Raw genomic sequence first — 23830 nt, forward strand, 5'->3', positions numbered from 1 at the left:
CTCGCGTCCGGTCCTGCCGGGGCCGATCGCCTGCGGCACGGGCGGTTTGGCGGCGGGTGGGTGCCGGAGCACAACACGCAGGGGTCTACCATCGTCTGTAGTAGAGGCTGCGCCGCCCGCGCCGCGCTCTGCGGTGACAGCGGAAACGGCTGCGCGCGGGAGGACCCGCCACGCCGCCGAAACCGTTGCTTCCCTACCGGATCGATGCACCACCTGCGAGGAGAGACAGTGCGGATTGGGCAACAGCCGGGTGATGCGCATGGCTCCTCCGCGACGGCGCTCGCCGACCGTGTCCAGGGCAGCGGCCCGCTGTCGAAGCTGACCCGCCGGGTACTCGCCTACATCGCGCTGACGAAACCGCGGGTCATCGAGCTGCTGCTGGTGGCCACCATCCCGACGATGCTGCTGGCCGATCGTGGCCATGTCGACATCCGGTTGATCGTGGCCACCCTGTTCGGCGGCTGGATGGGTGCGGCCAGTGCCAACACCCTCAACTGTGTCGCCGACGCCGATATCGACAAGGTCATGAAGCGCACGTCGAAGCGTCCGCTGGCGCGCGACGCGGTGCCGACCCGCAACGCGTTCGTCTTCGGTGTCGCTCTCGGTGCCGGCTCGTTCGCGTGGCTGTGGTGGCAGGCGAATCTGCTCTCGGGCCTGCTCGTGGTCGCGACGATCCTGTTCTACGTCTTCGTCTACACCCTCGGCCTCAAGCGCCGGACCTCGCAGAACGTGGTGTGGGGCGGCGCGGCGGGCTGTATGCCCGCACTGGTCGGCTGGTCGGCGGTCACCGGAACCATCGGCTGGCCCGCGGTCGCGCTGTTCGCGGTCATCTTCTTCTGGACGCCGCCGCACACCTGGGCGCTGGCCATGCGCTACAAGGACGACTACCGCGCGGCCGGCGTGCCGATGCTGCCGGTGGTAGCGACCGAACGCGCGGTGACCAAGCAGATCGTCATCTACACCTGGCTGACCGTGCTCGCCACCCTGGCGCTGATCCCGGCGACGGGTGTCGTGTACGCGGCGGTCGCCATCGTGGCCGGCGCCTGGTTCCTGCTGATGGCGCATCAGCTGTACTCCGGCGTGCGCCGGGGGGCATCGGTCAAGCCGCTGCGGCTGTTCCTGCAGTCCAACAACTACCTCGCCGTGGTGTTCTGCGGTCTGGCCGTGGACTCGGTCCTCGGCTGGCACACCATCGGCTCGACGCTGTTCGGCTGAGATCGCGTCGGGCCCGGCCATGGGCCCGCAATCCGCCACATCGAATAGACGCGCGCGTCACCGGTAATTCGATCCGGTAGGCGGTCCCGATGCGCCGCGCTTCCAGGGTGGGGAGTCGAGCTGTTGGGCCACCTACGCCTGTAGTGTCCGGCGGCCCGTAGGTTCGCGACTCAGGGGCAGCCGGGCTGGAACGGGTAGCACGCGTGCCCGGGCGTCGAGGGCGGCACGGTGCGTTCGGGCGCCGGGGTGTAGTGCGAGGTGGTCGTTGTGGTGGTGCGACCGGAAGCTGGAGCGTGGCCGGGGCCGGACCCGGAACCGCCGCCCGCGGTGCACATGGCCGCCAACGCCAGCACGACGACCAGAACGCCCAGCAGAACCAGTGGCACCAGGCTGCGGTTGCGGTTGCGCCGAGGCGGAGCCGCGGGCGGGCGCGGATCGAAGGGCACCGAATAGGGTTGCTGGTTCTGCCCGTAGGCCGGCGCGGGCCCTACAGGACCCGAACCGGCCGCGGCCACGGGCTGGGGGACCGGACCGGGCGCGGGCTGCGGCGCCGGATTCGGGCGAGCCATCGATACCGGCGCACCACCCGGCGACATCGGGGCAGCGGCGGCGACCGGGACAGCGGCCGGACCCCGCCCGGGAATCGGCGCCCCCGCCGGTGGTGTGGGGCCGCGGGACGGGACCGGGTTCGGCGGCGGGGGAGTGCGCTCCAGCCGCGCGGGAAAGCCCTCCGCGGTGAGATCGGAATGGGTTGCGGCCGCGGCGAATCCGATCGCGGCCAGTGCCTGGCCGACCTGCGTCGCATCCCAGGTGTCGGGTGCGTCCGCGGTGATCCGGCTGAAGTAGTTGCGCAACGCCGCGGGCCCGTCACCGAGAACGACATCGATCCCGTCCGGGAGATCACCCTTGTCCAATGCGACCCGGCTGCTCAACTGCGGCATGACCAGCACCATGCCGGTCACCCCGACCCGCTCCCGGCCGGGCGCGCCGCGCAGCAGCTCGGCCATCTCACCGGTGCGGGCGCGGATCTCGGTCATCGGTTCGGTGCCGGCCTCGGTTCCGGCCAGCGGCGCGATGCGGTCGTCGATGGTCCAGGGCCGGTAACCGGAGACGGTGAGCGTGCCGCTCGCCCGTTCGGTGAAGTCCTTGATCACCACGACCACGCAGGTCTTCGGCGTCCAGACGATCGCATCGGCGACACCGGCCGCGACCACCGCGATACCGGGTAACGCGTGCGCGCCGGTCCAGGTCTTCAGCCAGTTCGCCACCGTCCGTTCGGAATTGGACAGCCGCGACGGGTCGTCGTTGCGAACCTTCACCAACATCTGGATCAACCCCTGACCGATGCCTGTTCTGCCGGCCGCCCCGAGCGACCGCTCGACCACCGTACGACGGTACGGCGAAGCGGGCGAATCGGCTTGGGCGGCAGCACAGATCATCCACCATAGGCCTGCCCGGGTCGTCGGCGGGTCACCCCTGCCGATGCCAGGCGAGATATCCGTCCGGTCGCACCTGTACCTGCGTGCCCGCGGTGGCCGCGTATGTTTGTCGAGCAGTGCCGTGCTGACGCCGAGTACTCACTGCGCGACGCCCCGGCGTTCGGGCTCGTGGGTTTCGAGCGGGCCGGGGTCGCCGTCGAGCGCGGCGGCCAGCTTCCAGCCCAGGTTGTAGGCGTCCTGGATACCGGTGTTCATCCCCTGCCCGCCGGTGGGCGGATGTACGTGCGCCGCGTCACCGGCCAGGAACACCCGCCCGGACCGGAACCGCTGTGCCAGCCGGATATTCGGCCGCCACACCGTGGACCACACCGGTTCGCCCACCGTCAGATCGGTGCGGCCGCTCACCCTATCCCATTGTTCCTGTAGCACGGCCCGGGTGGCCCGCGGGTGGTCGCCGAGCGGGGCCGCGAACTGGACAACCGGCCACCGGGCAGTGGCGTGAGCGCGACCCCCAGCGGTGGGGGCGGCCGCGGTGGCGAACCAATAGCCGAAGCCGTGGTCCAGCGCGTCGACCCGGACGTCGCCGAGCAGCACGCGGATCGATTCGTCGGTCGTCCCCTCGAGCGGGATCCCCAGGGTGCGTCGCATGGTTCCGGCGCCGCCGTCGGCGCCGACAAGATAGTGCGCGGTGACGTTCTCGGTGCCGTCCGGACCGGTCAGCACGGCCCGCGCCCCGTCGGCGTCCTCGGTGAAATCGAACGGCTACTGCAGGCGCTGCTGAAAGACTTTGCGGCCGAAGGGGATACGTCGGCCGAGGCGAGCGCGCACGATCCGGATTTCACCAAGCCGGCGGCCGTCGATTTCCATATCGAGCAGTACCGGCGCTTCGCCCGCCGCAATTGGCCGGTACTGCGGGCGGTCACGCGGGCGGCGCTGGTCGACGGGGAGTTCGCGCGGCTGGCCAACCGGTTCACGGCCGGTCAACTCGAGGAGGTCGTCGACCACGTCGACGGCTTCGGCGCGGCCGGACTCCGCCTGCCGAGCACCCCGGACGTCAGCGTGGCGATGATGTTCTTGCTGATCCGGGCACTGCTGGAGGCGGTCGAGGAGGGTGTGCTCGCCGTCGACGACGAGCAGGCGGTGGCCGGGCTGACCCGATTCGTCTACCGGGGGCTCACCGGTCGCGACTACTGACCGCTCAGGGCATCAGCACGATCGACCCGGTGGTCTTGCGGGCCTGCAGATCTCGATGTGCCTGCGCGGCCTCGGCGAGGGGATATTCGGCGCCGATCCGCACCCGCAGTGTCCCGTCGGCGACGGCGTCGAGGACTTCGCCTGCGCGCCAGGTCAATTCCGCGCGATCGCGGGTGTAGTGGGCAAGCGTCGGGCGGGTGACGAACAGGGAACCTGCCGGATTGAGCCGCTGCAGATCGAACGGCGGCACCTGACCGCTGGCGGCGCCGAACAGGGCCAGCATGCCGCGGATGCGCAGGGCCGCCAGGCTCGACTCGAACGTCGCCGCGCCCACCCCGTCGTAGACCGCGGCCACCCCGACCCCGTCGGTGAGGTCGCGTACGCGCTGGGCGAGATCGTCGCCGTAGCGCAGCACGTGTGCGGCGCCGGCCTCGCGGGACAACTCTTCCTTCGCGTCGGTGGACACCGTGGTGATCACCCGGATATCGCGGGCGGCGGCCAGCTGGGTCAGCAGGAGCCCGACCCCGCCGGCGCCGGCGTGGACCAGGATCGTCTCGCCCGGCTGCGGCTTGTAGACCGATTCGATCAGGTAGTGCGCGGTCATGCCCTGCAGCAGCGCCGAGGCCGCCACCGCCGGCGACACCCCGTCCGGCACGGCCACCGCCACCGCCGCGTCCACCGCGACCTTCTCCGCATAACTTCCGGGGGCGGCGGCCCACGCGACCCGATCGCCGACGGTGAATTCGGTCACCTCGGAACCGACTTCGGCGACCACACCCGTGCCCTCGGAACCTGGGATGTAGGGCACCTCCTGCGGATAGGTGCCGGTGCGGATATAGGTGTCGATGAAATTGACACCGGCCGCCTCGATATCGACGAGCAGCTGATTCGGCCCGATGACCGGATCATCGACCTCGGTCGCGACGAGAACTTCGGGACCGCCGTGTTCGCTGACCTGAATGGCGCGCATGGTTTTCAGTTCTACACCCCCTCGCGCCACGAACACCGGTAGGGCGGTCGGGCCCTCCCTACCGGACGGTAAACTCCACGCCATGAGCGAAACCGCTACCGCGGCCCCGGTCACGCCGTCGTCCGCCGTCATCGAGTCGGTCAAGAAGTTCGTCTCCGCCCATGGTGGTTCGGGTACGGCCGTACTGCAGCCGATCGGGCGCATCGGGGTCCGCATCACCCTCGTCGGTGCCGACGGTGTGCTCGGCGATCGAGTCGTCGCGGATCTCGCCACCGCCAAGGCGGTCGTCGAGGCCGTCGACGGCCTCGACGAAACCGAGCACTGGGATCGCGATCTGAGTTCGGTCGCCACCCCTGCGAAGGGACACTGGGCGCGGATGGCCGGCTGGGTCGCCCACCAGGCCCGGTTCCCGAAGGCGCGCAACGAGAACTGAGATGGCTCTGCGGCATCGGCTGATCGCCGCCGCGACGGCCGGTGCGGCCGCGGTCCTGACGATGATCGCCCCGGCGCACGCCGAGGACCCCGCGGCCCTGCGGGTCTGCACCACCGGTGATTACCCGCCCTATTCGGTGACCGACGGCCACGGCGGCTACCGCGGCATCGACATCGACCTGGTCCGCGATATGGCGCAGCCGCTGGGGCGCCCGCTGCGATTCGTGCCGACCACCTGGGCGTCGATGGGCAGCGATTTCTCGGCGCACGCCTGCGATCTGGCGGTCGGCGGAATATCCGAGGCCGCGGCCCGGCGCGCCTACGCCGACTTCTCGCTGAGCTACGGCACCGACGGCAAGACCCCGATCGTGCGTGCCGCCGACGCCGGGAAGTACGCGACGATCGAGCAGATCGATCAGCCGCAGGTCCGGGTGATCGTCAACCGCGGCGGTACCAACGAACAGTTCGCCCGCGCCCATTTCCCGCATGCGCAGCTGACGGTATGGCCCGACAACGTCACCATCTTCGATCAGATCACCGCCGGTCGCGCGGACGTCTTCGTCACCGATTCGGTGGAGGGCCGCTACCGCGTGCGGCAGCATCCCGACCTGCGGGTCCTGCATCCGGAGGCACCGTTCGACTCCTTCGGCAAGGTGTTCCTGCTGCCGAAGAACGATGTGCCGACCGCGCTGACGGTGAACGCCTGGCTGGCGAGTCAGCTGGCCACCGGGGGAGTCGACCGGCGTGTCGCGGAATGGATCGGGCCGCACGCCACCGCCTGAGCGACGCCCGACCATAATCGACGGGGTGACGGATAAAGCGGCGAGCCGGACCGCGGTGCTGGTCTGTCAGGGCCGGGCAGTGGCCGACGGGCGACTGGCGGTCGGGCGATTCTCGGATCCCATTGCGGCGCAACTACTTCACGACGACGAACGGGCGGCGGTGCGGCGCGCCCGAGCCGAGCATCCGCCCGGCGGCTGGCGGGAGCGGCTCGAATACGAGATGCTCACCGCCACGGCCGCCGTCCTCGCGACCCGCACCGTCGTCATCGACGAGGCGATCCGCGAGGCGTCCGCCGCGCAGCTGGTGCTTCTCGGCGCCGGACTCGACGGGCGGGCCTGGCGGACGGACCACCCCGCGGCCGACGTATTCGAGGTGGATCATCCTGCCTCGCAACGGGATAAGCGCGAACGGGCGGGCACACTGGCGCCGGTCGCGAAGTCGCTGACCTATGTGCCGGTGCAATTCGGCCGCGACGACCTGGGGGCGCGACTGACCGAGGCGGGCCATCGCGCGGATGCGACGACCACGTGGGTGTGGGAGGGAGTCCTGCCGTATCTGACGCAGCCGCAGGTCGAATCGACGCTGGCCGTCGTCGCCGCCCGCAGCGCGCCCGGCAGCCGGCTGATCGCGACCTATCCCACCCCGAACCGCCTCGCCGGACTGGGCCGTGCCGGTATGCGCCTGTTCAGCAAGCTGTCCGGTGGCCGGGATCCGCTCGCGGACGAACCGCACGTATCGGCGTGGTCGCCGGCAGACATGGCCGCGCTGACAACGCGTTACGGGCTCACCGTCACCGCCGATGTGGAGTTGATCGAGGCGGCGCGCCGGCTCGACGTACCGGCCCGCCAGTCCCGTGCCTACGGATTGGGGCGGACGCTGATCGCCGACCGTGTCTGACCGCGATCAGCCGCAGCAGCCGCCTCCGCAGCAACCGCCGCCGGTCGGCGCGGGCGGTGCGGCGGCCGACCCCGCGGCCTTACCGGTCAAGGCGACCGTGGTGAGCAGTTTGACGGTGTCGCTGTGGCCACCCGGGCAGAGAGCCGGGTCGCCGGATTCGCTCATCGGCCGGGTCAGTTCGAACGATTCGGTACATTCCCGGCAGCGGTAGGCGTAGGTCGGCATGAGGAAATTATGTCGCGTCCGCGGCGGACCGGATCGCCAGGGTCCGGCCGGCTTCGCTCGAAATCCGGCCGTGATCGTCGCTGAGCGCACGGGCCTGGGTAGGCCGTGACCGCATCATCCGAGCCCCTCATTCCGGTATCCGAGCCGCCCGGCCGTGTTACTGTCCCGGACACATGTCCGGCATCGTGTCCGGGTGAAGGGAGTCCGCGGATGACGGCAATGGCGGAGGTCGTGGTGGACGCCGAGCAGATCACCCCGCGGTGGTTGAGCCGGGCGCTGTCGACGCCGGTGCGCGCGGTCACCGCGACGCCGGTGGGCACCGGGCAGATGGGTTCGGTGTTCCGGCTCGAGATCGACGGCGAATCGGCGCCCGCGCGGTTGATGGCGAAACTGCCTGCCGCCGACCCGGCCGCGCGTGCCATGGTCGCGGGCGCTTATCGGCAGGAGATCCGCTTCTACCGCGAGATCGCACCCACCGTCTCGGTGCGGGTGCCCACCTGCCATTTCGCCGAATTCGCCGGTGACGGAGCGGAATTCACCCTGCTGCTCGACGACCTCGCGCCGGCGCGCCAGGGCGATCAGATCGCGGGATGCACGGTGGCGCAGGCGAATGCGGCGGTCCGGAATCTGGCGGGACTGCACGGTCCGCGCTGGTGCGATCCCGGCTTGTCCGCGATCGAAGGGCTGAACTTCAACGGGGCGGCCGAGGCGCAGGCCTTGTCGGAGTTGTACGGTCCGGCGACGGAGATCTTCCTCGAGCGCCTGGGAGAGCGGCTATCCCCGGCCGACCGCGACACCTTGCGCGCCTGTGTTCCCGGCATCGCCGACTGGCTGCTGGCGGCGCCCGATCGGTTCTCGCCGGTCCACGGCGATTACCGCTTGGACAATCTGATGTTCTCCGATGACAGTGGCGAGGTCGAGGTGTGGGCGCTGGACTGGCAGACGCTCGGTCTCGGATTGCCGGCGCGTGATCTGTCGTATTTCGTCGCCACCGGTCTCGAACCGGACCTCCGGCGGGCGCACGAGGACTCCATCATCGAAACCTATTGGCGCGCATTGTGTTCCTACGGCGTCGGCGATTACACACTGGATCAGTGCCGGCGCGACTACGGTTTCGCCCTGGTGCAGGGGCCGCTGGTGGCGGTGTTCGGCGCTGCCTACGGCACGGTCACGCCGCGGGGGGACGAGATGTTCGCCGCGATGGTGCGCCGCAGTTGCGCCGCGATCCGCGATTGGGACGCACTCGATCGGACACCGGCGTAGCGCAGTCGCTCAGTGGAGGCAGGGGGGCAGGGGTCCGCGCGGCCCTGCTGTCAGCGGGGCGTGACGACAGCAGCGCGCGCCCGGTTCAGGCGGCGCGGGCGGCTGCTTCGGGGGCAGGCGCGGTGACCTGTTCGCGGGTGCGCATCGAGGCCCACAACGCGGCCGTCGCGACGATGCACGCGGTGGCGCCGCCGACGTGGACGACCACCAGCGCGGCGGGAACGTGGGTGAAGTACTGGACGATGCCGACGAGCGCCTGGGCGCAGACCGTGGCGATCACCACGATCAGACGCACCCGGATCGCGCGGGTCATCCCCACCGCGGCCAGTCCGAAGCCGAGGCCGACCAGCAGCGCCAAATAGGCCACGAGCAATTCGGCGTGGGCGTGCACCAAGGTGACGATCTCGATCTGCAGACGCGCCACCGGCCGTTCGGTGCTCTTGTCCCCGGCGTGCGGTCCGGCGCCGGTGACCAGGGTGCCGGCGATGAGTGTGCCGGTCATCGCGACCGCGCTGAGCGCGGTCAGCCAGCGCAGGGGTGCCGGGACCTGCACGACGTCGACCCCGTCGTCGGGTTCGCCGACCTTGGCGAACAGCAGCGTCGCAAGCCACACCATCAGCATCGAGGCCAGCAGGTGGACCGACACCGTCCACCACAGCAATCCGCTGCGCACGGTGATCCCGCCGATCACGGCCTGCAGCACGGTGCCGCCGGGCATCAGCCAGGCGTAGACGACGACCTCGCGCCGCCGCCGGGCGCGTACCACGGCGAGCACGATCAGCGCCGCGCACAGCGTCACCGCGAAGGTGAGCATGCGATTGGAGAATTCGACCGCCTGGTGGAGCGCCGGAACTTCGGCGTGGGCGGTGGGTGTGAAACTGCCGGGGAAGCACTGCGGCCAGGTCGGGCAGCCCAGGCCGGAGGAGGTGACGCGCACGATCGCGCCGGTCACGGAGATGCCCGCCTGGGACAGGATCACCGCCAACGCGAAGATGCGCTGCACCCGCAGGGAGGGCAGCGGCAGAAAGTCGACCAGTCGCACAAACGCGCGTGACAGCACGAAACGATGGTAGACGCAGCCGGATCCGCGCCCGCACCGGGGCTACTACGTTGTGTCGTTGCCGTCACATCGGGTTGGGTCCGGTGACTCAGTCGAAGCGGAACCAGCGCGTCGCGAGCCAGCCCGTCACCGCGCCCCACACCACGAGCACCGCGATGCCGTACCAGTCCACGCTGGTGTGCAGCGCCTGGTCCAGCGCCTCGGCCAGCGCTCCGGAGGGGATCAGTCGCGCGATCAGCGTCACCGCGTGCGGGAGGTTGTCGGAGGCGAAGACCAGGCTCGCCACTCCCAGCATCACGAACCACAGGATGTTGGCGAGCGCGAGCACGATCTCGGCCTTGAGGGTGCCGCCCAGCAGCAGTCCCATCGCGACGAAGGCGGCGGTGCCCAGCGCGATGACGAACGCGCCCAGCAGCAGGCCGCCGATCGAGGGCCGCCAGCCCAGTGCGACACCGATCAGGCCGAGCAGAACCGATTGCAGGACCACCACGATCAGCACCGCCGCGCATTTGCCGCCGACGATGCCCCAGCGCGGTAATGCCGTGGCGCCCAAGCGTTTCAGCGCACCGTAGCGGCGGTCGAAGCCGACCGCGATGGCCTGGCCGGTGAAGGCGGTGGACATGATGGCCACCATCATCACCGCGGGCACGATCCGGTCGACCTTGTGGTGTTCGCCGAGGCTCGAGCCCAGCGGCAGCAGGGTCAGCCCGATCAGCAGCGTGATCGGGATGAACATGGTGAGCAGGAGCTGTTCGCCGTTGCGCAGCAACAGGATCAGTTCCATGCGGGTCTGCGCGGTCAGCATCGCCAGGCGCGGGGCCGGCCGCGGCGCGGGGCTGAAGGTGCCGGGGGTGAAACGAGGGGCGGTCCGGGTCATCCGCGCAGCTCCCGTCCGGTCAGTTCGAGGAACACATCCTCCAGGCGGCGCTGGTCGATGCGAATGTCGGTGGGCAGCACGTCGATTCGCGCGCACCAGGCGGTGACGGTGGCCAGCACCTGCGGGGTGATGTCGCCGCACAGCAGATAGGAGCCGGGCGCGGTCTCGCTGGGCGCGAACCCTTCCGGCAGTGCGCTCTCCAGCAGCGACAGGTCGAGTTTCGGCGGCGCGCTGAAACGTAGTTGGCCTTCGGCGCCGGCGGAGGTCACCTCGGCCGGGGTGCCGGCGGCGACGATGCGGCCGTGATCGATGATCACCAGCCGGTCGGCCAGCTGTTCGGCCTCGTCCATCATGTGCGTGGTGAGCAGAATGCCGACGCCGTCGCGGCGCAGCGCATCGATCAGCTCCCACACCAGATGCCGGGCCTGCGCGTCCATTCCCGCCGTGGGCTCGTCGAGGAAGACCAGCTCGGGCCGCCCCACCAGCGCGCACGCCAGCGCGAGGCGCTGCTGCTGGCCACCGGAGAGCCGCCGATACGGGGTGCGGCGAGCGTCGTGCAGGCCGAGGGTGTCGAGCAGCCATTGCGGATCGAGCGGATCGGCGGCGTAGGAGGCGACCAGATCGAGCATCTCGCCGGCCCGCGAACCCGGATAGGCCCCGCCGCCCTGCAGCATCACACCGATGCGCGGGCGCAGGCGATCCGAATCGGCGACCGGATCCAGCCCGAGCACTCGCACCGAACCGGCGTCGGGGGAGAGGAACCCCTCACACATTTCCACCGTGGTGGTCTTCCCGGCGCCGTTGGGTCCCAGCAGCGCCAGCACCTCCGCGCGTCCGACCTCGAAAGCGATCCCGTCCACGGCGGTGATGTCGCCGTAGCGTTTCACAACACCGTCGATACAGACAGCGGGTTCCGAGGCGGCGCTCACGATGAGACACCGTATGCCGGGCCCGGCTGTGACGGAGCAGACACCCCTGTCCGGTTACGCCAGGGCAGCAGGTTCCGGGTCACCGCGATGAATCCGAGCGCGACGATGACCACGGCGACCGCCGCCTCGATGATCTGGAAGACCCCGAAATCCGCGCCGCGCGGCATCAGGATCACGCTCACGACCGCGGAGAACACCACGGCGGGGACCCGGAACGCGGGAGTGGTCGCCCACGCCGCGAGCGGCATGATCGCCCACAGCAGATACCACGGCTGTACGACCGGGAACAGCAGCACTATCGCCGCGAGCGACACACCCATCGCGCCGACCGGCTGCAACCGCCCGGTCCACGTGGCGATGAGCATGCGCACGGTGATCAGCGCCGCCACGACCGCGGCGATCGGGCGGGTAATGCTCAGCAGCGCAGTGGTGTGGTCGCCCAGTCCCAGCAGCACGCCGCCGAATCCGGTGACGATGCCGACCGCAGTGGGTAGCGACATCCAGCTGCGCACGGTGCTGGCGGCATTGAGGGTGTGTGTCCAGCCGAAACCGAGCCCGGAGGTGTAACTGACGAACAACGTGGTGACCAGGGTGATCGCGCCGAGGACCGCCGCGGCGGCCAGCAGCGGCCGCCAGCCGCGCCCCCAGCGCCGGGCCAGGGCCATACCGACGAATCCGAGCGCGATGATCGAGGGGATCTTCACCGCCGACGACAGCGTGATCACCACGGCGCCGAAGGTCAGCAGGAGCCAGCCACGCTGGTCGAACCCGCCCAGCCCGGGTGTGTGCTCGGTGGCCAGCGCGCGCAGGCAGAACTCCACCCCGGCCAGCATCAGGCCCAGCATCAAGGCTTCGTTGTGCACGCCGCCGACCAAATGGAACAGCACCAGCGGATTGGCCGCGCCCAGCCACAGCGCGCTGACCGGCGCGACTCCGCAGCGTCGCGACAGGCGCGGCAGTGCCCAGACGATCAGAGCCACCCCGGCCAATGCCAGCAACCGATGCGCCCACACGCCGACGATGATGTTGTCGCCGGTCACATGGGCGATCCCGCGGCCCATCCAGACGAACAGCGGTCCGTACGGGGCGGGAGTGTCGCGCCAGATGTTGGGCACGTTGTAGGTCAGCACGTTGTGCAGGCCCAGGCCGGTGGCCGGGCCGACGGCGTACGGATCGAGGCCGCGGGCCGCGATCTCGCCCTGTGCCAGATACGAATAGACATCGTTGGAGAACAGCGGCGGGGCCACCGACAGCGGGATGATCCACAGCAGCAGCGTGCGATCCAGCTGCGAGCGGCTGAGCCGATGGACGGGGGAGCCGCCGAAACCGCCGACCGCGAAGCGGCCGAGCAGCAGCCATGCCATCACCACGAAGACCGTGCCGATCATGCACAGCGCCAGCGACGAGGTCTGCCAGCGTGCGAAGACGCCGATCACCCGGACACCGGAGACCGGATTCTGCAGTACCGGCTGGGCGGCGACGCCCAGCGCGCTGATCGCCATGAGCACCGAGCCGGTGGCGCCGAGCAGTCGAATTCGCTTGAACTGCGCGGTTTCCCGGCTGTCCAGCCCCGGCGCGTCGGCTTCGACGGTGTGTAGTACCGCGATGGTGTGATCGGCGGGCGGGACGTCCAGGCCCAGGGCCCGGCGTCCGATCTCGATGCTCCTACGCCATGCGCCTTCCACAACCGCCACGGAGGTCAAGCGTAGCCGGGGTGGGAGCCGCGGCCGTCGCAACGTCGCGGCGCGAGCCGTGACATATTGCACCGGCGGTCGATGCCCAGGTCGGAGCCGCATCCGACTGCGATTCAGGGCACCCTTACTAGAATGCGGGAAATAATTCCGTCACACTGATGTTGTGAAAACCGTGGGTTTGCGGGAGAACGAGGTGAATACCGAGCGTCAGCAGGGCGCCCGGCCTTCCGCCGCGCCCGCGGCCGCCGCCGGTGAGGGGCATACTCGCGCGGCCGTCGTCCAGCTGCTGCTGGAGGAGGGGCCGATCACCGCGACGGCCATCGGGCAGCGGCTGGGTCTGAGCCCGGCCGGCGTGCGTCGTCATCTCGACGCGCTGATCGAATCCGGCGAGGCCCGGGCCATGCGCTCGGCACCGTGGCAACAGCAGGGCCGCGGTCGTCCCGCCAAGCAGTTCCAGCTGACCGCGGCCGGTCGCGGCCGGCTCGGCCACGCCTACGACGATCTGGCGGGAGCCGCGATGCGGCAGCTGCGCGAGATCGGCGGCGAGAACGCGATCATGGATTTCGCTCGCCGTCGCGTCGGTGTGATCGTCGCCGGTATCGACCGCCTGGCTCAGCACACGCCGGCCGCCACCTCGGAGAAGGCGGAGGAGATCGCCGAGGCGTTCAGCGATGCCGGATTCGCCGCCACCACCCGCAAGGTCGGCTCCGGCGTCCAGATATGCCAGCATCACTGCCCGGTCTCGCACGTGGCCGAGGAGTTCCCGGAACTGTGCGCCGCCGAACTCGAGGCATTTCGCGAGCTGCTCGGAACCCACGTGCAGCGGCTCGCGACCATCGCCAACGGCGACTGCGCCTGCACCACCCACGTACCCCTGTCCGTTCCCCCGACGAGCAATCCCCCGACGAGCAATGCTCAGCCCGCCACCCGCGCCGTTGCACAGCCCGCAACGGCAGCTCGAAACGACTCCGGAAGGAGTGCCGAATGACGTCGACCACCGCGGCGAGCCGTGAATCCGATGCGCCCCAGAACCAGCCCCTGACCCAAGAGGAGACCATCGCCTCGCTGGGTACCTACGGCTACGGCTGGGCGGATTCGGATATCGCCGGCGCCAGCGCCAAGCGCGGCCTGTCCGAGGACGTCGTGCGCGACATCTCGGCGAAGAAGAACGAGCCCGAGTGGATGCTCGCCGCCCGCCTCAAGGCGCTGCGGATCTTCGATCGCAAGCCGATGCCGAGCTGGGGCTCCAACCTCGAGGGCATCGACTTCGACAACATCAAATACTTCGTGCGCTCGACCGAGAAGCAGGCCGAGAGCTGGGAAGATCTGCCCGAGGACATCAAGAACACCTACGACAAGCTGGGCATCCCGGAGGCCGAGAAGCAGCGCCTGGTCGCCGGTGTGGCCGCCCAGTACGAGTCCGAGGTGGTCTATCACCAGATCCGCGAGGATCTCGAGGCCCAGGGCGTCATCTTCCTCGACACCGACACCGGCCTGCGCGAGCACCCGGAGATCTTCCAGCGGTACTTCGGCTCGGTGATTCCGGCCGGCGACAACAAGTTCTCCGCGCTGAACACCGCCGTGTGGTCGGGTGGCTCCTTCATCTACGTGCCGCCGGGCGTGCACGTCGACATCCCGCTGCAGGCCTACTTCCGGATCAACACCGAGAACATGGGCCAGTTCGAGCGCACCCTGATCATCGTCGACGAGGGCGCCTACGTGCACTACGTCGAGGGTTGTACCGCGCCGATCTACAAGTCCGACTCGCTGCACTCGGCGGTCGTGGAGATCATCGTGAAGAAGGGCGGCCGCTGCCGCTACACCACCATCCAGAACTGGTCGAACAACGTCTACAACCTGGTCACCAAGCGGGCCAAGGCCGAGGCGGGCGCGACCATGGAATGGATCGACGGCAACATCGGCTCCAAGGTCACCATGAAGTACCCGGCGGTCTGGATGACCGGCGAGTACGCCAAGGGTGAGGTGCTGTCGGTGGCGTTCGCGGGCGAGGGTCAGCACCAGGACACCGGCTCGAAGATGCTGCACCTGGCGCCGCACACCTCCTCGACCATCGTGTCGAAGTCGGTGGCGCGCGGTGGCGGCCGGGCGTCCTACCGCGGCCTGGTTCAGGTCAACAAGGGGGCGCACGGCTCCAAGTCGACCGTGAAATGCGATGCGCTGCTGGTGGATACGATCAGCCGCTCCGACACCTACCCCTACGTCGACATCCGCGAGGACGACGTGACGATGGGCCACGAGGCCACCGTCTCCAAGGTGTCCGAGGATCAGCTGTTCTACCTGATGAGCCGCGGCATGACCGAGGACGAGGCGATGGCGATGGTGGTGCGCGGCTTCGTCGAGCCCATCGCCAAGGAACTGCCGATGGAATACGCGTTGGAGCTGAACCGGCTCATCGAGCTGCAGATGGAAGGAGCGGTCGGCTGATGCCGGTCGAGAATGTGGCTGTCGCGGGCGAGGCCCGCATCCCGGCCGTCAACAAGGGTGAGCTGTTCGCCTCGTTCGATGTGGCCGCCTTCGAGGTGCCCTCGGCACACGACGAGGCCTGGCGGTTCACCCCGCTGCGCCGGCTGCGTGGCCTGCACGACGGCACTGCGGTGCGTGACGGCCGGGCGGGTATCGAGGTCGCTGTGTCCGATGGCGATGCTCGCGGGGCCTCCGCGGTTACGCAGGCTGCCGCCTCCGGCCCTGACGCGAGCACCGCTGCCGTCGACGGCTCGGTGATCGACGGTGTGACGGTCGAGACCGTCGGCCGTGACGACGCCCGGCTCGGCGAGGGTGGGGTGCCCACCGATCGTGTTGCCGCCCAAGCCTATTCGGGTTTCGAACAGGCCACCGTGGTGTCGGTCGGCGCCGAGACCGAGGTCGACCGCCCGGTCGTCGTCCGGGTCACCGGCCCCGGCGCGGACAAGACGGCGTTCGGTCATCTGCAGATCCGGCTCGGCAACTTCGCGGCCGCGACGGTGGTCATCGACCAGCGCGGCAGCGGAACCTACGCGGAGAACGTGGAATTCGTGCTCGGCGACAGCGCCAAGCTGACGGTGGTCGCGGTCCAGGACTGGGACGACGACGCCGTGCACGTCACCGCCCATCACGCCAAGCTGGGTCGCGATGCCGTGCTGCGGCACACCGATGTGACCCTCGGCGGCGATCTGGTGCGGCTGACCGCCACCGTGCGCTACGACGGTCCCGGCGGCGACGCCGAACTGCTGGGCCTGTACTTCGCCGACGACGGACAGCATTTCGAGCAGCGCCTGCTGGTCGACCACGCGCAGCCGCACTGCAAGTCGAATGTGCTGTACAAGGGTGCGCTGCAGGGCGATCCGAGCTCGGCCAAGCCCGACGCGCACACCGTCTGGGTCGGCGATGTGCTGATCCGCGCGGAGGCCGAGGGCACCGACACCTACGAGGCCAATCGCAATCTGGTCCTCACCGACGGCGCCCGCGCCGATTCGGTGCCGAATCTCGAGATCGAGACCGGTGAGATCCTCGGCGCCGGCCACGCCTCGGCGACGGGCCGATTCGACGACGAGCAGCTGTTCTACCTGCGTGCTCGCGGTATTCCGGAGGAGGCCGCCCGCCGTCTGGTGGTGCGTGGTTTCTTCCACGAGATCATCCAGAAGATCGCGGTCGTCGAGATCCGGGAGCGGCTGGAGTCGGCCATCGAGACCGAACTCGCCGCCATCGGTGCCTAGCACCGACGCGTCCCGGCAGCCCGAAACCTCCATCAGCCCAGAAGGAATGCAATGACCACCCTCGAAATCAAGGACCTGCACGCCGAAGTCGCCAATCCCGACGAGAACGGCGAGCCCATCAAGATCCTCAAGGGCGTGAACCTCACCGTGAAGTCGGGCGAGACCCACGCCATCATGGGCCCGAACGGCTCCGGCAAGTCCACCCTGTCCTACGCCATCGCGGGGCACCCGAAGTACACCGTGACCCAGGGTTCGATCACCCTCGACGGCGAGGACGTGCTGGCCATGTCCGTCGACGAGCGTGCCCGCGCCGGCCTGTTCCTGGCCATGCAGTACCCGGTCGAGGTGCCGGGTGTGTCCATGTCGAACTTCCTGCGCACCGCCGCCACCGCCGTGCGCGGCGAGGCCCCGAAGCTGCGCCACTGGGTCAAGGAAGTCAAGGAGTCGATGGGCGAGCTGGAGATCGACGACGCCTTCGCCGACCGCAGCGTCAACGAGGGCTTCTCCGGCGGTGAGAAGAAGCGCCACGAAATCCTGCAGCTGGGCCTGCTCAAGCCGAAGATCGCCATCCTCGACGAGACCGACTCCGGTCTGGACGTCGACGCGCTGCGCATCGTCTCCGAGGGCGTCAACCGCTACAAGGAGCGCGAGAACGGCGGCGTCCTGCTGATCACCCACTACACCCGGATCCTGCGCTACGTCCAGCCGCAGTTCGTGCACGTGTTCGTGGGCGGCCGCATCGTGGCCGAGGGTGGCTCCGAACTGGCCGACGAACTCGACGCCAACGGCTACGTCCGCTTCACACAGACCGCGACCGCGGGAGCCTGATATGACCGCTGTGACACGCACACTCGACGTCGCCAGGATCCGGGCCGATTTCCCGATCCTGAACCGGACGGTGCGTGACGGAAAACCGTTGGTGTACCTGGATTCCGGGGCCACCTCGCAGCGACCGCTGGCCGTCCTGGACGCCGAACGCGAATTCCTCACCCACACCAACGCCGCCGTGCACCGCGGCGCGCATCAGCTCGCCGAGGAGGCGACCGACGCCTACGAGGGCGCCCGGGCCGATATCGCGCGCTTCGTGGGCGTGGAGGCGAACGAGATCGTCTTCACCAAGAACGCCACCGAATCGCTGAACCTGGTGACGTATTCGTTCTCCGACGACCGTTTCCCGTACCACGTGGGACCGGGCGACGAGATCGTGATCACCGAACTGGAGCATCACGCGAATCTCGTTCCGTGGCAGGAACTCGCGCGTCGCACCGGCGCCACCCTGAAGTGGTACGGCATCACCGACGACGGACGCATCGATCTGGATTCGCTGGAACTGTCGCCCGCGACCAAGGTCGTCGCGTTCACTCATCAGTCGAATGTGACCGGTGCGGTCGCCGACGTGCACGAGATGGTGCGCCGCGCCAAGGCGGTCGGCGCCCTGGTAGTGCTCGATGCCTGCCAGTCGGTCCCGCACATGCCGGTGAACTTGCGTGAACTCGGCATCGATTTCGCCGCGTTCTCCGGGCACAAGATGCTGGGTCCGTCCGGTGTCGGCGTGCTCTACGGCCGCTACGCCCTGCTCGAGGAGACCCCGCCGTTCATCACCGGCGGATCCATGATCGAGACGGTCACCATGGAGGCCACTACCTACGCGGCGCCGCCGCAGCGGTTCGAGGCCGGCGTGCCGATGACCTCGCAGGTGGTCGGATTGGGCGCGGCCGTGCGGTATCTCGAGGCGATCGGGATGGACGCCGTTGCCGCGCACGAACATACGTTGGTCGGCGCCGCCCTGGAGGGACTCGGCGCGATCGACGGCGTGCACATCGTGGGGCCGACCGAGAACGTGGATCGCGGTGGCGCGGTGTCGTTCGTGGTCGACGGAATCCACCCGCACGACGTGGGCCAGATCCTGGACGACGAGGGCGTGGCCATCCGCGTCGGGCACCATTGCGCCTGGCCGCTGATGCGCCGGCTCGGCGTACCCGCCACCGCCCGGGCCTCCTTCGCGGTCTACAACACCCTCGACGAGGTGGAGGCGCTGGTGGCCGCGGTCCGTAAGGCACAGAAATTCTTCGGTGTGGCCGACCGTTGAATCCGGTGAGCGCGAGCGACCAGTGAACGGGGCGTGAGATTTCGCAATGCGTATGGAACAGATGTACCAGGAAGTGATCCTGGACCACTACAAGCATCCGCACCACCGCGGGCTGCGGGAGCCGTTCGGTGCCGAGGTGCATCACGTCAACCCGACCTGCGGTGACGAGGTGACCCTGCGGGTGCACATCGACGACAACGGTGACGTCGCCGATGTGTCCTATGACGGGCAGGGCTGTTCGATCAGCCAGGCCGCCACCTCGATCCTCACCGATCAGGTCATCGGCCAGCCCGTGCAGCAGGCGCTGAAGGTGGTCGACTCCTACAGCGAGATGATCTCGAGCCGCGGCACGGTCGAGGGCGACGAGGACATGATCGGCGACGGCATCGCGCTGGCCGGTGTGGCGAAATATCCGGCCCGGGTGAAATGTGCCCTGCTGGGCTGGATGGCGTTCAAGGACGCCGTAGTGCGGATAACCTCGGCCGAAGAGACCAAGCGGACCATGGGCAACGGGTCCGCCGGAAATGGGAAACGTCATGACTGAGACGCCGGCAACCGAACAGACGAACACCGAGGCCGAACTCTCCCAGGAGCAGATCGCGCTGCTCGAGGATATGGAAGAGGCGATGCGTGACGTCGTCGACCCCGAACTCGGCATCAACGTGGTCGATCTGGGACTGGTCTACGGGATGCGGGTCGAGGAGGACGTAGCCGTCCTCGACATGACCCTCACCTCCGCGGCCTGCCCGCTCACCGACGTCATCGAGGACCAGTCGCGAAACGCGCTGGTACGCAGCGGTTTGGTGGAGGATCTGAAGATCAACTGGGTCTGGATGCCGCCGTGGGGTCCGGACAAGATCACCGACGACGGCCGCGAGCAGCTGCGCGCACTGGGCTTCACGGTCTGATTCTCGCCACCGGGTAGGGGGCGAAGTGGACATCCGGGTCCGCCGTGAAGCAGGATCGCCTGCGTCCAGTACGCAGACTCGAACGGGGTGGATTCACGGATGTCCCATATGTTTACGCGCGTCCGCTCGGCGGCCGTCGCGGTAATGGCCGGTGCGGGTTTCGCGGTGGCCGGTGCCGCCGGTTCGGCTCAGGCCGACGGTGACCTGCACGGTGCGATCGCCTACTCCGACAGCAGCGGAGTGGTCGCCGCGGCCACTAACTTCGCCGACGCGCCCAGCGCGGATGCCGCGGCCCGGGCGCACTGCGGCCGCGGTGACTGCCGCGTCATCTTGGATTTCAGCAACGGCTGCGGTGCTGTCGCCCAGGGAGCGGACGGCCGGATCGCGGTCGGCTGGGGTCCGACCCAGGTCGAGGCGGAAAAGCAGGCGAGGGATTTCCTGGGGCCGAGCGCCCCGCCGTTCCCCGACCTGGGGAGCGCGATCCCGCGCCCGGCGAACATCGCCTTGAGCAGTTGCACCGCGAACGCGCACTGAACGTTTCACACCCGCGGCGGCCGACCCGGTTCCAGGTCGGCTGCCGTCGTTTTCTCCGAGAAGGCCTGCTGCGCGATATCGTGAGGGCCGAATTGCCGGACCGGCCGAAACGGTAGGAGCAGCAGTGGATTTCGACATACCCTCCGAGCTCAGCGACTATCTGGCCGAACTGGATGCCTTCATCGACCGTGAGATCGTGCCGCTCGAACGCGATAACGACAACATCCGCTTCTTCGACCACCGCCGAGAGGACGCGCGCACCGACTGGGATCGCGGCGGGCTGCCCAGCGCCGAGTGGGAGGAGTTGCTCGCCGAGACCCGCCGCCGAGCCGATACCGCCGGGCACTACCGCTACGCCTTCCCACCCGAATTCGGCGGCCGCGGCGGCAACAACCTCGATATGGCCGTCATCCGCGAACACCTCGCCCGCCGGGGACTCGGCCTGCACTGCGATCTACAGAACGAACATGCCGTGGTCGCCAACAACGTGGGCCTGCTGCTGATGCTGGAATACGGTTCGCCGCAACAGCAAGCGGAGTGGGTGGAGGGCCTGGCGGCGGGCACGAAGTTCTTCGCCTTCGGCATCACCGAACCCGAACACGGTTCCGACGCCACCCATATGGACACCCGCGCGATACGCGACGGCGACGGCTGGGTGATCAACGGGGAAAAGACCTGGAATACCGGCATTCACACCGCCGACGCCGATCTGATCTTCGCGCGCACCGCCGGCGAGGCGGGTGACGGCGCCGGTATCACCGCATTCCTGGTGCCCCCGGATACCCGCGGATTCACGGTCGAGGAATATCTGTGGACCTTCAACATGCCCACCGATCACGGCCGGGTCACCCTGCGTGATGTGCGCGTCGGCGCCGACGCCGTGTTCGGACCCGTGGGCCGCGGTCTGGCGGTGGTCCAGCACTTCTTCAACGAGAACCGGATTCGCCAGGCGGCGTCGAGTCTCGGAGCGGCGCAATACTGCATCGACCGGGCGGTGGCGTATGCCAAGGAGCGCAAGCCCTTCGGTAAAGCGCTCGCCGAGAATCAGGCGATCCAGTTCCCGCTGGTCGAATTGCACACCCAGTGCGAGATGTTGCGCACGCTGATCCACAAGACCGCCTGGACCATGGATCGTCACGGCACCTTCGCCGCGTCCGAACAGGTGTCGATGTGCAATTACTGGGCCAACCGATTGTGTTGTGAGGCAGCCGATCGCGCCATGCAGGTGTTCGGCGGCCTCGGCTATTCCCGCCACCAGCCGTTCGAACACATCTACCGCCACCACCGCCGCTATCGAATCACCGAGGGGGCGGAGGAGATTCAGATGCGGCGAGTAGCGGGCTACCTGTTCGGATTCATGTCCTCCCGGTCGCCCAAGGGCGTGTGAGGCCGCGCGAAACGGCCCCGCGTCCGGTGAGGGAACCGCGGGGCCGCGACAGCGCTGGGTAGCGACGTTACTTCTGAGCCTGCACCACGATGGTGCCGACGATCTTGTCGGCGAAGGTCTGGTTCTTCTCGTCCCACAGCGGCCACAGGTAGCCGAGGCCGCACAGGGCGTTGTCGAGAATGTGGCAGAGCTTGCGCACGAAGGCCATGCCGAAACCGAGCACCTGACCGTCGGCTTCCTTGATCACGCGGATGCCGACGACCTTCTTACCGGGCGTCTGACCGGTCGTGCCTTCCTGATGGATGAGCCACAGTCCGAGGCCCACGCCCACGGCGATGGCCAGCAGCAACAGGATGATGCCGACCGCGGTCAGGCCGCCCCCCGTGCACGTGCTGGAGTAGGAATACGACGAGCTGTACGGGTCGTCGTCGAACGAGCAGTCCACGTCCTTGGTGCCGAGTCCGAACGCGAGCCCGTACAGGACGGCCAGCGGGACGCCGACGATCAGCGCGTCGATGAGGTAGCCGCCGACGCGCGCGAACCAGCTGGCGTACGGTGCGGGCGGGCCGAATCCCGGCTGCTGATAGCCGTATCCGGGTCCGGCCGGCGGGTAGCCGGGCGCACCGTAATTCGGTTGTGCCGCACCGTATCCCGGAGGCGGGGTCCCGTAACCCGGAGGGGGAGCTGCATATCCGGGCGGCGGCGCGCCGTAACCCGGCGGGGGTGCGCCGTAGCCCGGCTGCGGGCCGGCGGGCGGATACCCGTAGCCCGGTTGCCCCGGCTGGCCGTACGGGCCGTTCGGGTCCGACGGGTTGGTCATATGTGGTTCCTCCGGAAGCTGGTGGTACGGGGACGATCCGGGCCCCGACCGGGTCGAACTGTGATTGCACCGTACGGTAACCGCCAGGCCCCGCCAAAGTATGGCCGACCCGCGCGCAATGGGCGCGCCGAACAGTCGGATATCTCACGATTGCCTGATTCGGCGAATGTCCCGGAATCGGCGCGGACTGGGCGCTATGCCCCCTTGCGAGTCTGTTTCGTGGCCTTGGGCGCCGCTTTCTTCGCGGTCGACTTGCTCGCCGACTTGCCGGTGGATTTCGACGCGGTCCGCTTCGTGGTCGCCTTCGCGGTCGACTCGGCCGCGGATTTCGAGGCGCGGCCCCGGCTCGACTTCGCGGATTCCCCACCGCGGCCGGTGGCTTCGAGGCTGCGCTGCAGCGCAGCCACCAGATCGACCACCTCGGCATCCATCTGCGCCGGTTCGGCTTCTTCGTGGCGGGTGACGCGGTCGGATCCGGATTCGATGGCCTCGTCGAGCAGCTTCTTCAGCTCGATCTGATACTCGTCGGTGTACTGATCGGGATCGAAATCCTCCGACATGCTGTCGACCAGCGTCTGTGCCATCGCGACCTCCTGCGAGCGCGGCGCGGCGGCATCGTCGAGCGATTCGAATTCGGCGGCCCGCACCTCGTCCGGCCACAGCAGCGTCTGCAACACCAGCACCCCGTCACGCACCCGCAGCGCCGCCAGCCGCGTCTTCTGCCGCAGCGTGAAATGCACCAGCGCGACCCGATCCACCTGATCGAGCGTCTTCGCGAGCAACACGTACGCCTTGGGTGTCGTGGAGTCGGGCTCGAGGTAGTAACTGCGGTCGAACAGGATCGGATCGATCTGCTCGGAGGGCACGAACTGTAGCACCGGAATCTCGTGCTTCTCGGCCACCGGCAACTTCGCGAAATCCTCGTCGGTGAGAATCACCTTGTCGCCCTCGGGCGACTCGTACGCCTTGTCGATATCCGCGAAGGCCACCGACTGCCCGCACACCGTGCAGACGCGGTCGTACTTGATCCGTCCGCCGTCCTTGGCGTGGACCTGATGAAACCTGATGTCATGGTCCTCGGTGGCGGTATAAACCTTCACCGGAACATTCACCAGCCCGAACGCGATGGAACCCTTCCAGATCGATCGCATCCTTCGATGCTACTGATGACCGGTTGGTTTTGTCCGGCGAAGCGGCGCGACCTGCGGGTTCGTGGTTGTTGGTGAGTGTTGTCGGTTGGTGTTTGTTGCTGTTTGTGGACCTGTGACGTCCTGTGGACGTCCTGATACAGCCGCCGTTTTCCCACGTCCAGTGCTATTCTCGAGACGTTTCCCGCCGACAGCTGAACCGCCCGTCAGGGTCGATTCGCCGTTTTGCCCGCCTTGGCCGGCATGCAATGTT

At 68.6% G+C, this 23830-nt stretch carries 25 protein-coding genes; 15 read left to right on the forward strand and 10 right to left on the reverse strand.

Features of this window, described 5'->3' with window-relative positions; genetic code table 11:
• Positions 1-228 precede the first annotated feature (228 nt).
• Positions 229-1215 (forward strand): heme o synthase, encoded by a 987-nt coding sequence (locus tag NE2_RS07115; protein WP_063024944.1) that lies wholly within the window; start codon positions 229-231, stop codon positions 1213-1215.
• A gap of 170 nt (positions 1216-1385) precedes the next feature.
• On the opposite strand, the gene NE2_RS07120 is transcribed toward NE2_RS07115, so the two are convergent.
• Together NE2_RS07120 and NE2_RS07125 are read right to left on the reverse strand one after the other, a co-directional pair.
• Entirely contained in the window at positions 1386-2600 is a 1215-nt protein-coding gene (locus NE2_RS07120; protein WP_063024946.1) for a hypothetical protein, read from the reverse strand.
• A gap of 192 nt (positions 2601-2792) precedes the next feature.
• Complete coding sequence (locus tag NE2_RS07125; RefSeq protein WP_106958474.1) at positions 2793-3377, reverse strand: FAD-dependent monooxygenase; 585 nt, start codon at positions 3375-3377, stop codon at positions 2793-2795.
• Between NE2_RS07125 and NE2_RS35490 the strand changes: the two genes are divergently transcribed.
• Entirely contained in the window at positions 3336-3848 is a 513-nt protein-coding gene (locus NE2_RS35490; RefSeq protein WP_063024951.1) for a hypothetical protein, read from the forward strand. The two genes, NE2_RS07125 and NE2_RS35490, sit on opposite strands and share 42 nt — an antisense overlap.
• Before the next feature lie 4 nt (positions 3849-3852).
• Here NE2_RS35490 and NE2_RS07135 read toward each other — a convergent pair whose 3' ends face one another.
• Positions 3853-4818, reverse strand: a complete 966-nt coding sequence (locus NE2_RS07135; protein ID WP_063024953.1) for a quinone oxidoreductase family protein — start codon at positions 4816-4818, stop codon at positions 3853-3855.
• 82 nt (positions 4819-4900) lie between these two features.
• Here NE2_RS07135 and NE2_RS07140 point away from each other — a divergent pair, with 82 nt between their 5' ends.
• The 3 genes from NE2_RS07140 to NE2_RS07150 are packed head-to-tail and all read left to right on the forward strand — an operon-like array spanning position 4901 to position 6930.
• Entirely contained in the window at positions 4901-5251 is a 351-nt protein-coding gene (locus tag NE2_RS07140) for a hypothetical protein (RefSeq protein WP_063024954.1), read from the forward strand.
• 1 nt (position 5252) lies between these two features.
• Positions 5253-6032, forward strand: a complete 780-nt coding sequence (locus NE2_RS07145; protein WP_063024955.1) for a transporter substrate-binding domain-containing protein — start codon at positions 5253-5255, stop codon at positions 6030-6032.
• A 25-nt stretch (positions 6033-6057) separates the two neighbouring features.
• Positions 6058-6930 carry a class I SAM-dependent methyltransferase gene (locus NE2_RS07150; protein WP_106958476.1) on the forward strand — a complete coding sequence of 291 codons (873 nt, stop codon included), beginning with the start codon at positions 6058-6060 and terminating at the stop codon, positions 6928-6930.
• A 6-nt stretch (positions 6931-6936) separates the two neighbouring features.
• On the opposite strand, the gene NE2_RS07155 is transcribed toward NE2_RS07150, so the two are convergent.
• A complete protein-coding gene (locus NE2_RS07155) occupies positions 6937-7155 on the reverse strand; it encodes an FmdB family zinc ribbon protein (protein WP_030518435.1) in 219 nt (72 codons plus the stop codon).
• 210 nt (positions 7156-7365) lie between these two features.
• On the opposite strand from NE2_RS07155, the gene NE2_RS07160 reads away from it, so the two are divergent.
• A complete protein-coding gene (locus tag NE2_RS07160) occupies positions 7366-8418 on the forward strand; it encodes a phosphotransferase (protein ID WP_228816961.1) in 1053 nt (350 codons plus the stop codon).
• Between the two features lie 85 nt (positions 8419-8503).
• Here NE2_RS07160 and NE2_RS07165 read toward each other — a convergent pair whose 3' ends face one another.
• From NE2_RS07165 to mptB, 4 genes are all read right to left on the reverse strand, one after another.
• On the reverse strand, positions 8504-9478 hold the full coding sequence (locus tag NE2_RS07165; RefSeq protein ID WP_063013294.1) for a COX15/CtaA family protein: 975 nt from the start codon (positions 9476-9478) through the stop codon (positions 8504-8506).
• Between the two features lie 88 nt (positions 9479-9566).
• A complete protein-coding gene (locus NE2_RS07170; RefSeq protein WP_030518438.1) occupies positions 9567-10355 on the reverse strand; it encodes an ABC transporter permease in 789 nt (262 codons plus the stop codon).
• The gene (locus NE2_RS07175) at positions 10352-11284 is read right to left on the reverse strand and encodes an ABC transporter ATP-binding protein (protein ID WP_063024958.1); all 933 of its coding nucleotides are present in this window, start codon (positions 11282-11284) and stop codon (positions 10352-10354) included. The genes NE2_RS07170 and NE2_RS07175 overlap by 4 nt, the downstream gene beginning before the upstream one ends.
• Complete coding sequence (gene mptB / locus NE2_RS07180) at positions 11281-12978, reverse strand: polyprenol phosphomannose-dependent alpha 1,6 mannosyltransferase MptB (RefSeq protein WP_063025043.1); 1698 nt, start codon at positions 12976-12978, stop codon at positions 11281-11283. The genes NE2_RS07175 and mptB overlap by 4 nt, the downstream gene beginning before the upstream one ends.
• Before the next feature lie 163 nt (positions 12979-13141).
• On the opposite strand from mptB, the gene NE2_RS07185 reads away from it, so the two are divergent.
• The 9 genes from NE2_RS07185 to NE2_RS07225 all read left to right on the forward strand — a co-directional run bounded on the left by NE2_RS07185 (position 13142) and on the right by NE2_RS07225 (position 21609).
• On the forward strand, positions 13142-13966 hold the full coding sequence (locus NE2_RS07185; RefSeq protein WP_082940442.1) for a helix-turn-helix transcriptional regulator: 825 nt from the start codon (positions 13142-13144) through the stop codon (positions 13964-13966).
• Positions 13963-15423, forward strand: coding sequence for a Fe-S cluster assembly protein SufB (sufB, locus tag NE2_RS07190; RefSeq protein WP_063024960.1), 1461 nt, complete (start codon positions 13963-13965; stop codon positions 15421-15423). Before NE2_RS07185 ends, sufB begins: the two co-directional genes overlap by 4 nt.
• Positions 15423-16691, forward strand: coding sequence for a Fe-S cluster assembly protein SufD (gene sufD, locus NE2_RS07195; RefSeq protein ID WP_063024962.1), 1269 nt, complete (start codon positions 15423-15425; stop codon positions 16689-16691). Before sufB ends, sufD begins: the two co-directional genes overlap by 1 nt.
• A 51-nt stretch (positions 16692-16742) precedes the next feature.
• The gene (gene sufC, locus NE2_RS07200) at positions 16743-17519 is read left to right on the forward strand and encodes a Fe-S cluster assembly ATPase SufC (RefSeq protein WP_063024964.1); all 777 of its coding nucleotides are present in this window, start codon (positions 16743-16745) and stop codon (positions 17517-17519) included.
• Position 17520: 1 nt separating this feature from the next.
• Positions 17521-18780, forward strand: coding sequence for a cysteine desulfurase (locus NE2_RS07205; protein ID WP_063024966.1), 1260 nt, complete (start codon positions 17521-17523; stop codon positions 18778-18780).
• 46 nt (positions 18781-18826) lie between these two features.
• Positions 18827-19324: a Fe-S cluster assembly sulfur transfer protein SufU gene (sufU, locus tag NE2_RS07210; protein WP_063024969.1), complete on the forward strand. Its 498-nt coding sequence runs from the start codon at positions 18827-18829 to the stop codon at positions 19322-19324.
• Complete coding sequence (locus tag NE2_RS07215) at positions 19317-19688, forward strand: metal-sulfur cluster assembly factor (RefSeq protein ID WP_036526216.1); 372 nt, start codon at positions 19317-19319, stop codon at positions 19686-19688. Before sufU ends, NE2_RS07215 begins: the two co-directional genes overlap by 8 nt.
• A 99-nt stretch (positions 19689-19787) precedes the next feature.
• Positions 19788-20222: a DUF4189 domain-containing protein gene (locus tag NE2_RS07220; protein ID WP_082856945.1), complete on the forward strand. Its 435-nt coding sequence runs from the start codon at positions 19788-19790 to the stop codon at positions 20220-20222.
• Between the two features lie 124 nt (positions 20223-20346).
• Positions 20347-21609, forward strand: coding sequence for an acyl-CoA dehydrogenase family protein (locus NE2_RS07225; protein WP_063024973.1), 1263 nt, complete (start codon positions 20347-20349; stop codon positions 21607-21609).
• A 67-nt stretch (positions 21610-21676) separates the two neighbouring features.
• Here NE2_RS07225 and NE2_RS07230 read toward each other — a convergent pair whose 3' ends face one another.
• Both NE2_RS07230 and ku read right to left on the reverse strand, forming a co-directional pair.
• Positions 21677-22429 carry an RDD family protein gene (locus NE2_RS07230; protein ID WP_063024975.1) on the reverse strand — a complete coding sequence of 251 codons (753 nt, stop codon included), beginning with the start codon at positions 22427-22429 and terminating at the stop codon, positions 21677-21679.
• A 194-nt stretch (positions 22430-22623) separates the two neighbouring features.
• Positions 22624-23580 (reverse strand): non-homologous end joining protein Ku, encoded by a 957-nt coding sequence (gene ku, locus NE2_RS07235; protein ID WP_063024977.1) that lies wholly within the window; start codon positions 23578-23580, stop codon positions 22624-22626.
• Positions 23581-23830: the final 250 nt, after the last annotated feature.

The organism is Nocardia elegans NBRC 108235 (assembly GCF_001612845.1).
Classification (GTDB): Bacteria; Actinomycetota; Actinomycetes; order Mycobacteriales; family Mycobacteriaceae; genus Nocardia; species Nocardia nova.

What these genes read in the sequence shown, in the direction of transcription:
- NE2_RS07135 (WP_063024953.1), bottom strand. Translation starts at nt 4,818, where the DNA reads ATGCGCGCCATTCAGGTCAGCGAACACGGCGGTCCCGAAGTTCTCGTC.
- NE2_RS07140 (WP_063024954.1), top strand. Translation starts at nt 4,901, where the DNA reads ATGAGCGAAACCGCTACCGCGGCCCCGGTCACGCCGTCGTCCGCCGTC.
- NE2_RS07145 (WP_063024955.1), top strand. Translation starts at nt 5,253, where the DNA reads ATGGCTCTGCGGCATCGGCTGATCGCCGCCGCGACGGCCGGTGCGGCC.
- NE2_RS07155 (WP_030518435.1), bottom strand. Translation starts at nt 7,155, where the DNA reads ATGCCGACCTACGCCTACCGCTGCCGGGAATGTACCGAATCGTTCGAA.
- NE2_RS07160 (WP_228816961.1), top strand. Translation starts at nt 7,366, where the DNA reads ATGACGGCAATGGCGGAGGTCGTGGTGGACGCCGAGCAGATCACCCCG.
- NE2_RS07170 (WP_030518438.1), bottom strand. Translation starts at nt 10,355, where the DNA reads ATGACCCGGACCGCCCCTCGTTTCACCCCCGGCACCTTCAGCCCCGCG.
- sufB (WP_063024960.1), top strand. Translation starts at nt 13,963, where the DNA reads ATGACGTCGACCACCGCGGCGAGCCGTGAATCCGATGCGCCCCAGAAC.
- sufD (WP_063024962.1), top strand. Translation starts at nt 15,423, where the DNA reads ATGCCGGTCGAGAATGTGGCTGTCGCGGGCGAGGCCCGCATCCCGGCC.
- sufC (WP_063024964.1), top strand. Translation starts at nt 16,743, where the DNA reads ATGACCACCCTCGAAATCAAGGACCTGCACGCCGAAGTCGCCAATCCC.
- NE2_RS07205 (WP_063024966.1), top strand. Translation starts at nt 17,521, where the DNA reads ATGACCGCTGTGACACGCACACTCGACGTCGCCAGGATCCGGGCCGAT.
- sufU (WP_063024969.1), top strand. Translation starts at nt 18,827, where the DNA reads ATGCGTATGGAACAGATGTACCAGGAAGTGATCCTGGACCACTACAAG.
- NE2_RS07215 (WP_036526216.1), top strand. Translation starts at nt 19,317, where the DNA reads ATGACTGAGACGCCGGCAACCGAACAGACGAACACCGAGGCCGAACTC.
- NE2_RS07220 (WP_082856945.1), top strand. Translation starts at nt 19,788, where the DNA reads ATGTCCCATATGTTTACGCGCGTCCGCTCGGCGGCCGTCGCGGTAATG.
- NE2_RS07230 (WP_063024975.1), bottom strand. Translation starts at nt 22,429, where the DNA reads ATGACCAACCCGTCGGACCCGAACGGCCCGTACGGCCAGCCGGGGCAA.
- ku (WP_063024977.1), bottom strand. Translation starts at nt 23,580, where the DNA reads ATGCGATCGATCTGGAAGGGTTCCATCGCGTTCGGGCTGGTGAATGTT.